This is a genomic window from Pseudomonas sp. B15(2017), from assembly GCF_002113215.1.
Classification (GTDB): Bacteria; Pseudomonadota; Gammaproteobacteria; order Pseudomonadales; family Pseudomonadaceae; genus Aquipseudomonas.
In genome coordinates this window covers 86,620-99,425 of the sequence record NZ_NEJZ01000003.1, presented here as the reverse complement: position 1 = coordinate 99,425, position 12,806 = coordinate 86,620, and the positions used below count along the sequence as shown (strand labels likewise).

The 12,806-nt window shown below is 61.2% G+C and carries 12 protein-coding genes; 7 read left to right on the top strand and 5 right to left on the bottom strand.

The window, feature by feature from the left end; translation table 11 throughout:
• The first annotated feature begins 5 nt into the window (after positions 1–5).
• Genes CAF73_RS05960 through CAF73_RS05950 form a run of 3 tightly spaced genes read left to right on the top strand, consistent with a single transcriptional unit; the run spans position 6 to position 3,644 of the window.
• A complete protein-coding gene (locus CAF73_RS05960) occupies positions 6–1,100 on the top strand; it encodes a DUF3419 family protein (protein ID WP_085702237.1) in 1,095 nt (364 codons plus the stop codon).
• Positions 1,097–2,365 carry an aminotransferase class I/II-fold pyridoxal phosphate-dependent enzyme gene (locus CAF73_RS05955; RefSeq protein WP_085702236.1) on the top strand — a complete coding sequence of 423 codons (1,269 nt, stop codon included), beginning with the start codon at positions 1,097–1,099 and terminating at the stop codon, positions 2,363–2,365. The genes CAF73_RS05960 and CAF73_RS05955 overlap by 4 nt, the downstream gene beginning before the upstream one ends.
• The gene (locus tag CAF73_RS05950; protein WP_085702235.1) at positions 2,355–3,644 is read left to right on the top strand and encodes a phenylacetate--CoA ligase family protein; all 1,290 of its coding nucleotides are present in this window, start codon (positions 2,355–2,357) and stop codon (positions 3,642–3,644) included. The genes CAF73_RS05955 and CAF73_RS05950 overlap by 11 nt, the downstream gene beginning before the upstream one ends.
• A 23-nt stretch (positions 3,645–3,667) precedes the next feature.
• On the opposite strand, the gene CAF73_RS05945 is transcribed toward CAF73_RS05950, so the two are convergent.
• Complete coding sequence (locus tag CAF73_RS05945; RefSeq protein WP_085702234.1) at positions 3,668–4,645, bottom strand: NADPH:quinone reductase; 978 nt, start codon at positions 4,643–4,645, stop codon at positions 3,668–3,670.
• A 147-nt stretch (positions 4,646–4,792) separates the two neighbouring features.
• Between CAF73_RS05945 and hemF the strand changes: the two genes are divergently transcribed.
• Both hemF and aroE read left to right on the top strand, forming a co-directional pair.
• Positions 4,793–5,707, top strand: a complete 915-nt coding sequence (gene hemF / locus CAF73_RS05940) for an oxygen-dependent coproporphyrinogen oxidase (protein WP_007954079.1) — start codon at positions 4,793–4,795, stop codon at positions 5,705–5,707.
• A 9-nt stretch (positions 5,708–5,716) separates the two neighbouring features.
• Positions 5,717–6,538 carry a shikimate dehydrogenase gene (gene aroE, locus CAF73_RS05935; protein ID WP_085696589.1) on the top strand — a complete coding sequence of 274 codons (822 nt, stop codon included), beginning with the start codon at positions 5,717–5,719 and terminating at the stop codon, positions 6,536–6,538.
• Between the two features lie 7 nt (positions 6,539–6,545).
• On the opposite strand, the gene CAF73_RS05930 is transcribed toward aroE, so the two are convergent.
• The 3 genes from CAF73_RS05930 to betC all read right to left on the bottom strand — a co-directional run bounded on the left by CAF73_RS05930 (position 6,546) and on the right by betC (position 10,664).
• Positions 6,546–8,114: a SulP family inorganic anion transporter gene (locus CAF73_RS05930; RefSeq protein WP_085702233.1), complete on the bottom strand. Its 1,569-nt coding sequence runs from the start codon at positions 8,112–8,114 to the stop codon at positions 6,546–6,548.
• A 101-nt stretch (positions 8,115–8,215) separates the two neighbouring features.
• Entirely contained in the window at positions 8,216–9,133 is a 918-nt protein-coding gene (choX, locus tag CAF73_RS05925) for a choline ABC transporter substrate-binding protein (protein WP_085702232.1), read from the bottom strand.
• A gap of 16 nt (positions 9,134–9,149) precedes the next feature.
• Positions 9,150–10,664, bottom strand: coding sequence for a choline-sulfatase (betC, locus tag CAF73_RS05920; RefSeq protein ID WP_085702231.1), 1,515 nt, complete (start codon positions 10,662–10,664; stop codon positions 9,150–9,152).
• A gap of 114 nt (positions 10,665–10,778) precedes the next feature.
• Here betC and CAF73_RS05915 point away from each other — a divergent pair, with 114 nt between their 5' ends.
• Positions 10,779–11,729 (top strand): LysR family transcriptional regulator, encoded by a 951-nt coding sequence (locus CAF73_RS05915; protein ID WP_085702230.1) that lies wholly within the window; start codon positions 10,779–10,781, stop codon positions 11,727–11,729.
• Between the two features lie 4 nt (positions 11,730–11,733).
• Here CAF73_RS05915 and CAF73_RS05910 read toward each other — a convergent pair whose 3' ends face one another.
• Entirely contained in the window at positions 11,734–12,393 is a 660-nt protein-coding gene (locus CAF73_RS05910) for an NAD(P)-dependent oxidoreductase (protein WP_085702229.1), read from the bottom strand.
• A gap of 84 nt (positions 12,394–12,477) precedes the next feature.
• On the opposite strand from CAF73_RS05910, the gene CAF73_RS05905 reads away from it, so the two are divergent.
• Positions 12,478–12,804 (top strand): DOPA 4,5-dioxygenase family protein, encoded by a 327-nt coding sequence (locus tag CAF73_RS05905; protein WP_085696579.1) that lies wholly within the window; start codon positions 12,478–12,480, stop codon positions 12,802–12,804.
• The last annotated feature ends 2 nt before the right edge of the window (positions 12,805–12,806 follow it).

The following is a 12,806-nucleotide window of genomic DNA, read 5'->3' as shown; positions in this document are numbered from 1 at the left end:
CAGACATGGCTGATTATTTCGACCGGCTCAACTACACGCTGGGGGATGAAGACACTGCACTCGAGTACGCGATCCTGCCCAGACATGCCGGGCACGTGCTGGGTATTGCCGGATGCGGCGGCCGGATGTTGCCGTTGCTGGCCGCCGCTCCGTCACGCATGACCTGTACCGATATCAGTGCGCCGCAACTGGCGTTCAGCCGGTTGCGTTTTGCCCTGCTGGAACAGACCGATCACGAGTCGTTCATGGCGTTCATGGGCTATCGAATGGAAAGCCTGAGGTCGCAACGCCAATCCATTTTCCAGCAACTGGTTTTACCGCCGGCGGATCGTCGCTGGTTGTTCGCGCTGTTCCAGTCCCGGCACTGGGAAGCGCCGATTTACATGGGTGCATTCGAGCAAACCTTGAAGCGGTTGGCGAGGATCACCGGACTGTTTACCGGCAAGGCTGGCCGAGGCATTTTTCATTCAAGCCGGCTTGACGAACAGACGGAATATTACCGAAACCGCTTTCCACTCAAGCGCTGGAAAGCCGTGGTCGCTTTGCTGGGGAACGCAGCAGTGCTCAATTCGCTGCTGTACAAGGGCGCGTTTCCACCCAACAACCTGGGGATCAGTTCCCGCGCGGCGTATCTGGAAATTTTTCATACGTTGTTCACCACTCAGGTGATCCGCGAGAGCTTTTTCCTGCAAATGCTGTTTTTCGGTGAGCTGCGTTATCCACAAGGCTTTCCGCTGGAGTGCGATCCGGCAATTTTCCAGCGGGCCCGCGAGGGACTTCAGCAGTGCGAGTTACGCGTGGTGCAGGCCGACATCCTCGACTGTGCCGCCGGGGAAACAGCCATCGATTTCGTATCGCTGTCGGACGTGCCTTCCTTCATGTCCGCAGCGGCCGGCAAGAACGTTTTACAGCGCCTGGCACCGTCCCTGTCGGAAAACGCACAGGTGGTCATGCGGGGGCATTTGCATGTGGTGCGACCCGATTGCGCAGGTTTCTGCGATATCACCCAGCAGTACCAGGCAGACATTGCGCGAGAAAAAACCCAGCTCTGGCGAGTCCAGGTCTATCGCCGTACTCCCTCTTTGCAGGTATCCCGATGAACACTTTTCAACCGACCGTCAATTGGGTCAAAAACCGTGTCCGGCAAGCGCGTGACGATCAGCAGCAATTGTTCGATGCCGGACTCAATGGTCTGAAATTGGCCAAACGTGAAGGCAAAGAGATCGAACTCGAGAGTGGCGAACGGCTGACCGAGTTTCTTTCCTGCTCTTATCTGGGACTGGAGTGTGACCCTCGCTTGATTCAAGGAGCGGTGAGCGCCTCGGAGTCCTTCGGCGTGCAGTTCGCCGCCGCACGAACCCGAGCGCTGTTGCCGCCCATGCGTGAACTGGATGAACTGCTGAACCGGATATTTCAGGGACATACAGTCACCTTCAACTCGGTGGGCAGTGCGCATCTTGGCTGTTTGCCGCTGCTCGGCTCCGGCGAGATGCCCTCGTATCCCATGCGTCGAGGCCCTTGCTGGATTGTTGACCGTGCCGCTCACGCTTCGATGCAAGTGCTGCAAGGCATTCTCTGGCAGTTCGGGCCGATCCAGCGCCGTGACTGCAGCGATATAGAACAGGTGGAGGAAGCGTGTTCAACGGCCGTCGCAGCGGGTAATACGCCCATCATTCTGACGGACAGCATCGGCTCGATGCGCGGTGTATACCCGGTCAGTCGCCTGCTGCAACTGGCGGAGCGTTTCGACGGTTATCTCTATGCGGATGACGCCCACGGTACCTCGATCCATGGTTTCGCCGGAGGTGGTTACGCGCTGGATGCGGCGGGTGACCGATATCGTGGCCGGTTGATACTCCTGTCATCGCTGTCCAAGGCGTTCGGTGCAACCGGCGGGGCAATCACTGTGCGCACCGAAGCCGATGCCGAAATAATTCGGCGCCATGCGTCGACCTATACGTTTGGCGGGCCACTGTCTGTTGGCGGAGTAGGCGCGGCAATTGCCTCGGGGAAAATTCATTTGTCGCCGGAGTTGGGGCAATTGCAGGTGGCGCTGTGGAAAAATATCGCCACGATCGACCGTTTGCTGGGGCCAGTGCTGGGTAATCATCACGTCGCGTCCCCCATTCGATTCGTCCGCGTCGGGGCCGAGAGAGATGCGATCAGCCTGGCGCAGCATTTGCGTCGGCAGGGCATGGCGGTCACTACCGCGCTGTTTCCGGTGGTGGCGAAGGGCGAGGCAATTTTGCGTCTGGCCATCAGCGCGAGCCACAGTCAGCGCCAGCTGGAATGTCTGGCGAACGCCGTCCGTAGCGGATTCGATGAGCTGGGTATTCGTCAGGGAAGGCGCGGCAATGAGCAATGAATCGATAACGGATATATCGGCCGAGGCCTTCGCTCGCAAATTGGCTCACGCGCGTTCGCTGCCTTGGTTCCTTGCGTTGTATCCGCGAATCCTGGAAGTGCAGGGATTGGCCGATCAGCATCGGTTGCCGGTTCTGGCGGTGGAAGACGAGTTCGGCGGGGCCCTGTTTTCCGCGCTCGGTGATGCTTCTCATCGAGCACCGGGCGGTGGACTGACCCTGACCTCGGGAGGCAGTACCGGCAGTCGCAAACAGATCACCCATTCCTGGGCGTTCAACGCTGCAATCGTGCACTTGGGGGCACGGATGTTCGGTGCGATGGACGAACGCCCTGAGGTGGTCATCAATTGCCTGACTGCCGGGGAAATGCAGGGAGCGTTCCAATACGCGTCAGCCATCGTCCAGCACATTGGCGCACGCTTGTTGCCTGCCGGTTCACAAATGGGCGTGGAACGCATCGCCGAGCTGATTGAGGCACACAAGGCCGATGCGTTGATATGCACTCCCTCCTTCGCCGCCGCGTTGTTCAATCATGACGCAGCCCGGTTGGGCACCCTGAAGTGGCTTTATTACATCGGAGAACCCTGCAGTAAAACGCTGCGCGACCAGTTGGCCCGGGACTGGCCGATGCTCAATATTCGCTCGTTGGGCTACAGCTCGACGGAGACCGGCCCCATCGGTTTTCAGTGTGCCCATCTGGAGCATGGCTTTTATCATCTGCATGCCGACGCCATGCTGCTCGAAGTGGTTGATCCTCTGACCCTGAACGCTATGGCTGAAGAGCAAACCGGTGAGTTTCTGCTGACGCCACTGCTGTCCGATCACGTGCCGCTGTTGCGCTACCGGATCGGGGATCGTGGGCGAATCCTGCGCACAGGGACGACGTGTGCCTGTGGCAGCTCCCTGCCGGTGCTGGCGCTGGAGGGGCGGGTCGAGACTTCGATCAAACTGGGTGGCGCGCTCGTCACTCAGTCACAGGTATTGCACGTACTCCGGCAACTTTTACCGCAGTTGCAGGCCACCGATGTCCAAGTACAGATTGAACGACAGCCCGAGGGCGCACGCATGCGTCTGGTCCTCGCTGAGGACACACTGACAGCCGACACCCGAAGCGTCATTGAAGGTGCGTTGCAGATCGAAGGGCAGGCCAGCGGATTGCTCAGGCTGCCCGGGGTGTTGGGGCTGGAGGTGAAGCGTCTTGCCCGTCAGGAATTCGAAACCACCCTGGCTGGCAAGACGCCGTTTTTTATGACGCTGGAACAGACCCCGGCACTGTCATGACGATATGCAGAGGCCATCGGCGGTCAGGGCAGCAGGACAGTGGAGCCCGTGGTGCGCCGCGCGGACAGCTCGGTTTGCGCTTTCGCCGCGTCAGCCAGCGGATAACGCTGGCTGATATCCACTTTCAGCTTGCCGCTGGCGATCATCCCGAACAGCTCGTCGGCCATGCGCTGCAGGTTCTCGGCGTTGTTGGCGTAGGTCGCGAGGGTCGGCCGGGTGACGTACAACGAGCCTTTCGCCGCCAGAATCCCCAGATTCACGCCGTCCACCGCGCCCGACGCATTGCCGAAGCTCACCAACAGGCCACGGGGCGCCACGCTGTCCAGCGAGGCCAGCCAGGTGTCCTTGCCGACGCCGTCGTAGACGACCGGGACTTTTTTCCCGTCGGTCAATTCCAGCACCCGTTGGGCAACGTTTTCGTGGCTGTAGTCGATGGTTTCCCAGGCGCCATGGGCCTTGGCCAGATCGGCTTTGGCTTGCGAGCTGACGGTGCCGATCAGCTTCACGCCCAGGGCCTTGGCCCATTGGCAGGCGAGCAAGCCGACGCCGCCGGCCGCTGCGTGGAACAAAATGGTTTCGCCACCCTTGAGTTCATAGGTCTGGCGCAGCAGGTATTGCACGGTCAGGCCCTTGAGCATCACGCCAGCGGCGGTTTCGAAGCTGATGGCGTCCGGCAGGTGCACCAGATTCGCTTCCGGCAGGACGTGGACATCGCTGTACGCGCCCAGCGGGCCGCTGCCATAAGCCACACGATCACCGACCTTGAACCGGGTGACCTCGCTGCCCACCGCCTCGACGATGCCGGCGCCTTCCGCACCTACGCCCGACGGCAAGGCCGGTGGCGTGTACAGACCGCTGCGGTAGTAGGTGTCGATGAAGTTCAGGCCGACGGCCTTGTTGCTCACGCGAACCTGCTGCGGACCGGGTTCGGCGGGTTGATAGTCAACGTACTCGAGCACTTCGGGGCCGCCGTGGGCGCGGAACTGGATTCGCTTGGCCATCTGCCTACTCCTTGGGTGATTCGGGAAGGCCCCTATCGAACGCTCATGCTTGATCTTCGTCAACTGCGGCGTGCCGGTTTGCGATGGTATGCTACGCGCCCATTTGCGCGGGGGGCCGCGCAGTTCCGCCCGATCCAAGGTGAAGCCATGACGACCCGCACCGACGCCGTAAAGGCCTATCTGCTCGACCTGCAAGACCGCATCTGCGCCGCGCTGGAAACTGAAGACGGCGGCACGCGCTTCGTCGAAGACGCCTGGACCCGTCCGGCCGGCGGTGGCGGTCGAACCCGAGTGATCGAGAACGGTACGGTGATCGAAAAGGGCGGCGTCAACTTTTCCCACGTATTCGGCAGTGGCCTGCCACCGTCTGCCAGCGCCCATCGTCCGGAACTGGCCGGGCGTGGTTTTGAAGCCCTCGGCGTGTCGCTGGTGATCCACCCGCACAACCCGCATGTGCCGACGTCCCACGCCAACGTGCGCTTTTTCATCGCCGAGAAGGAAGGTGAAGAACCGGTCTGGTGGTTCGGCGGTGGCTTCGACCTGACCCCTTACTACGGCAACGAAGAAGACTGCATTCACTGGCACCGCGTCGCCGAACAGGCCTGCGCGCCGTTCGGTCCGGACGTCTACCCGCGCTACAAGGCCTGGTGCGACACCTATTTCCACATCAAGCATCGCCACGAGCCGCGTGGCATCGGCGGCCTGTTCTTCGACGACCTGAACGAGTGGGACTTCGACACCAGTTTCGCCTTCATGCGCGCCATCGGCGATGCGTACATCGACGCTTACCTGCCGATCGTGCAGCGCCGCAAGAACGACGCCTTCACCGCCAAGCAGCGCGAGTTCCAGGAATTCCGTCGCGGCCGCTACGTCGAGTTCAACCTGGTTTACGACCGTGGCACCCTGTTCGGCCTGCAATCGGGCGGGCGCACCGAATCGATCCTGATGTCGCTGCCGCCGCAAGTGCGCTGGGCCTACGACTGGAAAGCCGAGCCGGGCAGCGAAGAAGCGCGCCTGACCGAGTACTTCCTGCAAGACCGCGACTGGCTGGCTCAGGCCTGAGGACTTCTGATGGATCGTTATGTCGTTTTCGGTAACCCGATCGGCCACAGCAAGTCGCCGATGATTCACAAACTGTTCGCCGAACAGACCGGGCAGAGCCTCGACTACAGCACGCTGCTGGCGCCGCTCGACGATTTTTCCGGCTGCGCCACGGCGTTTTTCCAGGAAGGTCGCGGCGCCAACGTGACCGTGCCGTTCAAGGAAGATGCCTATCGCCTGGCCAACAGCCTGACCGCCCGCGCCGAACGCGCGGGTGCGGTGAACACTTTGAGCAAACTGGCCGATGGCAGCCTGCTCGGCGATAACACCGACGGCGCCGGGCTGGTGCGGGATTTGACGGTCAACGCCGGGTTCAGCCTTACCGGCAAACGCATTCTGCTGCTCGGCGCCGGTGGCGCGGTGCGCGGTGCGCTGGAGCCGTTGCTGGCAGAAAAACCGGCCTCGGTGATCATCGCCAACCGCACAGTGGACAAGGCCGAGCTGCTGGCTGAACTGTTTTGTGATCTGGGGCCGGTGTCGGCCAGTGGTTACGACTGGTTGCGTGAACCAGTGGACGTGATCATCAACGCCACCTCCGCCAGCCTCACCGGCGATGTGCCGCCAATTGCCCCAAGCCTGATCGAACCCGGCAAAACGCTGTGCTACGACATGATGTACGGCAAGGAACCGACCGCGTTCTGCCGTTGGGCCAGCGAGCATGGCGCGGGCGTGGTGATGGACGGGTTGGGCATGCTGGCCGAACAGGCTGCCGAAGCCTTTTTCCTGTGGCGTGGCGTGCGTCCCGACACGGCGCCGGTTCTGGCGCAATTGCGTCGGCAGTTGGCGCTGTAAGGCGCCCTCAGTCCTCGAAGCGGATCGGGCACTTCTCCGGCCCTTCGAGCTTGCGTAATTCCTCCACCACCTGGGGGCGCGCCTGACGCAAGGTCAGGCTGCGATCCTGGCGCAGCAGGCGCCGGGCTTCCTGATGGAGCATTTCCACGCCTGAATAGTCGATGAAGTTGATCTGCTGCGCCTCGATCACCACCCGTGCGCCGTGCATTCGTTGCAAGCGCACTTGCAGGTAGTGGCTGGCGCCGAAAAAGATCGAACCGCCGACCCGCAGCACATCGTCTTCGCCATCGCGCCAATGCTGCACCCGGGGTTGTGAGGTGCGCTTGAGGTAGAAAAACAGCGAGGCCAGCACACCGGCATAGATCGCCGTCTGCAGTTCCAGCAGCAACGTGGCGATGCAGGTCAGGCTCATCACCACGAACTCGGCTCGACTGACCCGCAACAACGCACGAATGCCACGATGATCCACCAGTCCCCAGGCGATCAGCAGAATGCTGCCGGCCATGGCCGGGATCGGAATGTGCGCGATCAGCCCGGCACCGAAAATCGCGAACAACGCCACCCACAACGCCGAAAACACTCCGGCCAATGGCGAACAGGCCCCGGCCTCATAGCTCAGCCCGGAACGGGTGAACGAGCCGGCGGACAACGAGCCGGAAAAAAACGCACCGATAATGTTCGAAAGGCCCTGCGCGCGGACTTCCTGATTGGCATCGAGCAACTGTTGCGAGCGCGCGGATATCGAACGGGCAATCGACAGGCTGGTGACCAGCCCGAGCATGCCCACCGCCACGGCACTGGGCAGCAGGCGCAGGATCAGATCCATATCCAGCGGCAATCCACTGAACGGCGGCAGGCGCCCGGCAAACGCGCTGACCAATTGAACATGGCCGAACATCGCCGGCCACAGCCACACCACCAGACTGCCGAGCACCAGGGTCATCAACAACGTCGGCCAGCGCGGTAGCCATTGTTTGAGCAACGCACCGACCACCACCGTGGCGACACCGAGGAGCAGCGACGGTTTATCCACAGCCCCCAGATGGCGCAGCAGATCCATCAGGCTGTCCAGCGCCGTGGCCCTGGCCGGCAGATCCAGCCCCAGCAGGTTCGGCAATTGACCGATGGCAATCACCACCGCCGCGCCGAGGGTGAAACCCAGCACCACAGAGTGCGAGACGAAATTCACCAGCGCACCGAAGCGCAACAGGCCGAGCAGCCACTGGAAAATCCCGGCAAGGAAAGTCAGCAGCAGGATCAGGGTGATGTAGTCCTGTGACGCGGGCACGGCCAGTGGGCTGACGCTGGCAAACAGCACAATCGAAATGGCTGCCGTCGGCCCGCAGATCAGGTGCCATGACGAGCCCCACAGACAAGCGATCAATACCGGAACGATGGCGGCGTAGAGCCCGTATTCCGGTGGGAGACCGGCGATCAGGGCGTAGGCAATCGACTGGGGCAGCGCGAGAATCGCTCCGGAGAGGCCGACGACCAGGTCCCGCCCGACGCTGGCGCGGGTCTGTCGGGGCAGCCAGGTCAGGAAGGGGAAAAGTGAGCGACGGCTGGGGAGGGCCATGGATCCTCTCGGGTGAAATTTTGCGCATTGTACGCAGCCCGGGACGCCGAGCGTCCATTGCGGCGTTCCCACGCAGAGCGTGGGAACGATCGGCCGCGCAGTTACAGTTTGGCTTTTACGACCGGCAACGCATCTTTGCCGTCCACGGTTTTCACACCATCAAGCCACTTATCCAACACCCCCGGATTTGCCTTGATCCAGGCCTTCGCCGCATCGGCATTGCTGACCTTCTTGTTCACCACTTCAGCCATGATGCTGTTCTCCATCTCCTGAGTGAACGAAAGATTGGTCAGCAATTTACCCACATTCGGGCACGCCTCGGCGTAGCCCTTGCGGGTCAGGGTGTAGACGCTCCCCGTGTCGCCGAAGTATTTCTCGCCGCCCTTGAGGTAATGCATTTTCAGCTGCACGTTCATCGGATGCGGGGTCCAGCCCAGGAAGGTGACGAATTTCTGTTTCTTCACCGCCCGCGAGACTTCGGCCAGCATCGCCTGTTCGCTGGACTCGATCAGCTTCCACTGACCCATGTCGAAGTCGTTCTTCTTGATGATCTCTTGCAGCGAGATGTTCGCCGGCGCGCCGGAGCCGATGCCGTAGATCTTGCGCTCGAACTTGTCGGCGAATTTGTTCAGGTCGGCAAAGTTATGCACACCCGCATCCCACACATAATCCGGCACGGCCAGGGTGAATTCGGTGCCGTCGAGGTTCTTCGCCAGTTGCGTGACGTCGCCGGTGGCGACGAACTTGTCGTAGAAACCCTGCTGCGCCGGCATCCAGTTGCCGAGGAACACGTCGACCTGACCGTCCTTCAACCCACCGAAGGTGATCGGCACCGCGAGGGTGTCGACCTTGGCCTTGTAGCCCATGCCATCCAGCAGAAACCCGGTGATGGCGTTGGTCGCAGCGATGTCGCTCCAGCCGGGATCGGCCATTTTCACCGTGTCGCAGCTCTCGGCGAACGCGGATGCGCTGCCCAGTGCCAGCAGACTGACCGTCACGACTGTGGATAACTTGACCATGGACTTCCCCTTAACGTTATTGGTTTTGGCAGGGTTGTGGATAACGGGCCTTGCGCTCCAGGTCATCGAGGTCGATGTGGTTGCGCATGTACTGTTGACTGGCGTCCACCAGCGGCTGGTGATCCCAGCTCTTCAGCTTGCCGATCGTCAGTGCCTCGGCAACGAAACGCCGACGCCGCTGGCTTGCAAGAACATCGCGGTGGATCGCCGGGATGTCCCACTTGGCCCGCGCTTCGGCAAGAAAATCGTCGAACAGCTGGCGATGTTGCGGTGATTGGCTGAGTTCTTCCTGTTCGCGTGGATCGTTATCCACATCGAAGAGTAGGCAAGGGTCGGTTTCGCTGTAGATAAATTTGAAGGCGCCACGACGAATCATCATCAGTGGACTGACGGTACCCTCGGCCATGTATTCGCCAAACACTTCGTCGTGACCGCCCTGCCCTTGCAGGTGCGGCACCAGCGAACGGCCGTCCAGCGGCAGGTTCGGTTCCAGGCTGCCGCCCGCCAGTTCTACGAAGGTCGGCAGCAGATCGGCGGTGGACACAGCGGCGCTGACACGGCCGGATTTGAACTGTCCGGGTGCACTGATCAACAGGGGCACGCGCGCGGCCATTTCGAACCAGTGCATTTTGTACCAGAGGCCTTTCTCTCCCAGCATGTCGCCGTGGTCACCGGAGAACACGATGACGGTGTCGTCCATCAGCCCACAATCTTCAAGGGTTTGCAGGAGTTTGCCGACGTTGGCGTCGATATAGCTGCAAGCACCGAAGTATGCACGGCGTGCGTCGCGGATTTTATCCACAGGCAGCGGCTTGTCCCACAGGTCGTAGACTTTGAGCAGGCGCTGGGAGTGCGGATCAAGAGAATGCTGATCCGGCGTCGTCGGAAGCGGGATATCCGCATCGTCGTACAAATCCCAGAACGCCTTGGGAATCGTGTACGGGTCGTGGGGGTGAGTCATCGACACGGTCAGGCAGAACGGCTGGTCGCCGTCCTCGCGGATGTGATCGAACAGGTATTGCTGCGCCTTGAACACCACCTCTTCGTCGAAGTCGAGCTGATTGGTGCGCACGCACGGCCCGGCCTGCAGCACCGACGACATGTTGTGATACCAGCTCGGCCGTACGTCGGGCTCGTCCCAGTTCACCGCCCAGCCGTAGTCGGCGGGGTAGATATCGCTGGTCAGGCGCTCTTCGTAACCGTGCAGTTGATCGGGGCCGCAGAAGTGCATCTTGCCCGACAGCGCGGTGCGGTAACCGAGGCGGCGCAGGTAATGGGCGTACGTGGGGATGTCGGCGGGGAAATCGGCGGCATTGTCGTAGGCGCCGATCTTGCTCGGCAACTGGCCACTGACCAGGGTGAAACGCGACGGCGCGCACAGCGGGCTGTTGCAATACGCGGCATCGAACACCACGCCTTGTTCGGCGAGGCGGCTGAGATTCGGCAGTTTGATGGGCGACTGGCCGTAGAACGGCAACATTGGCGCGGCCATTTGATCGGCCATGATGAAAAGAATGTTCTTGCGCTTCATGTGATTGCGGCATTCCATAGTGAATATTTATGCGACATTGCTGCGATTGAGCATGGATTCCACGCAATATCCGGTAAAGCCCGCGCCGGACAATGACTAGGATAAGCACAGCTTATGTATGAAGCCCTCGGTGATTTGTCGCTGGATCTGCTGCGCGCCTTCGAGGTGGCGGCCCGTCATCGCAGTTTTACCGCTGCGGCGGTGGAACTCGGGACCACCCAACCGGCTATCAGTCAGCAAATCAAACACCTGGAGGAACAGCTTGGAACGCGGCTGTTCGATCGCATCTACCGAGGCATCGAACTGACCGAGGTCGGCTCGATCCTGTTCGAGCAGGTTACCCTCGGTTTGCAGAATATCGACGCAGGATTGAGTGCAATCAGCACACAGCAGCAACATGAAGTGCTGCAGGTCGCCACCGATTTCGCCTTCGCCGCGTATTGGCTGATGCCACGTCTGCACCGTTTCCATGAGGCTTATCCACAGGTCGACGTGAGCCTGGTTACCAGCGAGCGCAATCACAATATGCTGCGCCCGGATATCGACGTTGCCGTGCTGTTCGGCGACGGTCGCTTCAAGCAGGGCGAAAGTCACTGGCTGTTCAGCGAAGAAGTGTTTCCCGTGTGCAGCCCGCAGTTGCTCAGGGATCGCGCCCTGCCCTTGCCGGCCCAAGCATTGATGGAGTTTCCGCTGCTGCACCTGCGTGGAGAAAACAGCAGCAACTGGTTCAACTGGAGTGGCCTGTTCCGCGCGCTGAACATCATTACACCGCCGGCCCCGGGCCAGCTGCGCTTCGACAATTACACCTTGCTGATCCAAGCGGCGATTGGCGGTCAGGGCGTGGCGATCGGCTGGCGGCACCTTGTGGATAACTTATTAACCCAAGGGCTGTTGTGCCGGCCGATCGCCGAGACCACTCTGTCGCGCCTCGGTTATTACGTGGTGTTGCCGCAGCGCAAACGCCGGGGAGCATTGATCCAGACGTTCGTGGATTGGCTGATGGCCGAACAGGCCAGCAGCGCCGAGTCCCTGGCTGGACTGCCGTTGCCCTCGATTGCTGTGTAACGGATCAGGAAGCCGCAACAAAATCCACGTGCTGACGCAGATGCAGATTCAACCGCAGCTCATCGGAAATCCCCACCGCCACCCGGTTCAGGCGCTCCAGCGGCTCGGCGAGACCCGGTTCAAGCGCGCGGCCGACCTGACTGAAATGCTCGATTGTCAGCCCGGCCACACTGCGCGGTGCATTGACCAGCGTCCAGTGCAGCGGGCTGCTTTGCAGGGCTTCGCGTATTTCCTTGGCGGCGTGGCGTTGCAACGGCTCGGCGTTTTCCGGATCGTCCAGTGCTTCGAATTCGCCAATTACAAACAGCCGCGAGACGTTCGCCGCCTGCAACCCGTCGATCAACGCATCCACCGCCAGGACCTGTTCCACCGGCCCCAGCACTATGGATTTCTCGACATGATCGCTGCTCAACGGTAGGCCCGGTGCATTGAGCAGGCAGATCACCACCGAGCTGCCGGCCACGCTCTGATGGACCCGTTCGGCGTCCAGCAGGTCGCCGCTTTTGGTGCGCAGCCCCGGCCGTGGCGCGAGCGCCGTCAGATCGTCGAGGATCGCGATGACTTCGTGCTGGCGGCGCAGCAGTTCAGCCATCAACGCGCTGCCCAGGCTACTCATGGCACCATAGAGCACCACTTTTACCACCGGGGTTTCGGCATTTTTCATGGCTGAGATCCCTTTTGTTTTCCCTTGTATGGCGTGTGACATACGGCCAACGCCAAGGGTTCGAATCGATACAGAGGGTTTGCGATGCAGACGATCAAGGGTTATCACGCCCACGTTTATTACGACGCCAGCACGATCGAACAGGCGCGAGCGCTGTGTGAGCAGGCGGCAACGCTGTTTCCATTGAAGATGGGCCGCGTGCATGAACGTCCGGTCGGCCCGCACCCGGACTGGAGCTGCCAGCTGGCCTTCGGCCCGGAGTTGATCGGCGATGTGCTGCCGTGGCTGGCGCTCAATCGCAAGGGGTTGGTGGTGTTCCTGCACCCGGACACCGGCGATGACTTGCTCGATCACACCGAACACGCGATCTGGATGGGCGCAATGCGGCCGCTGGACCTGTCTGTTTTTTGATC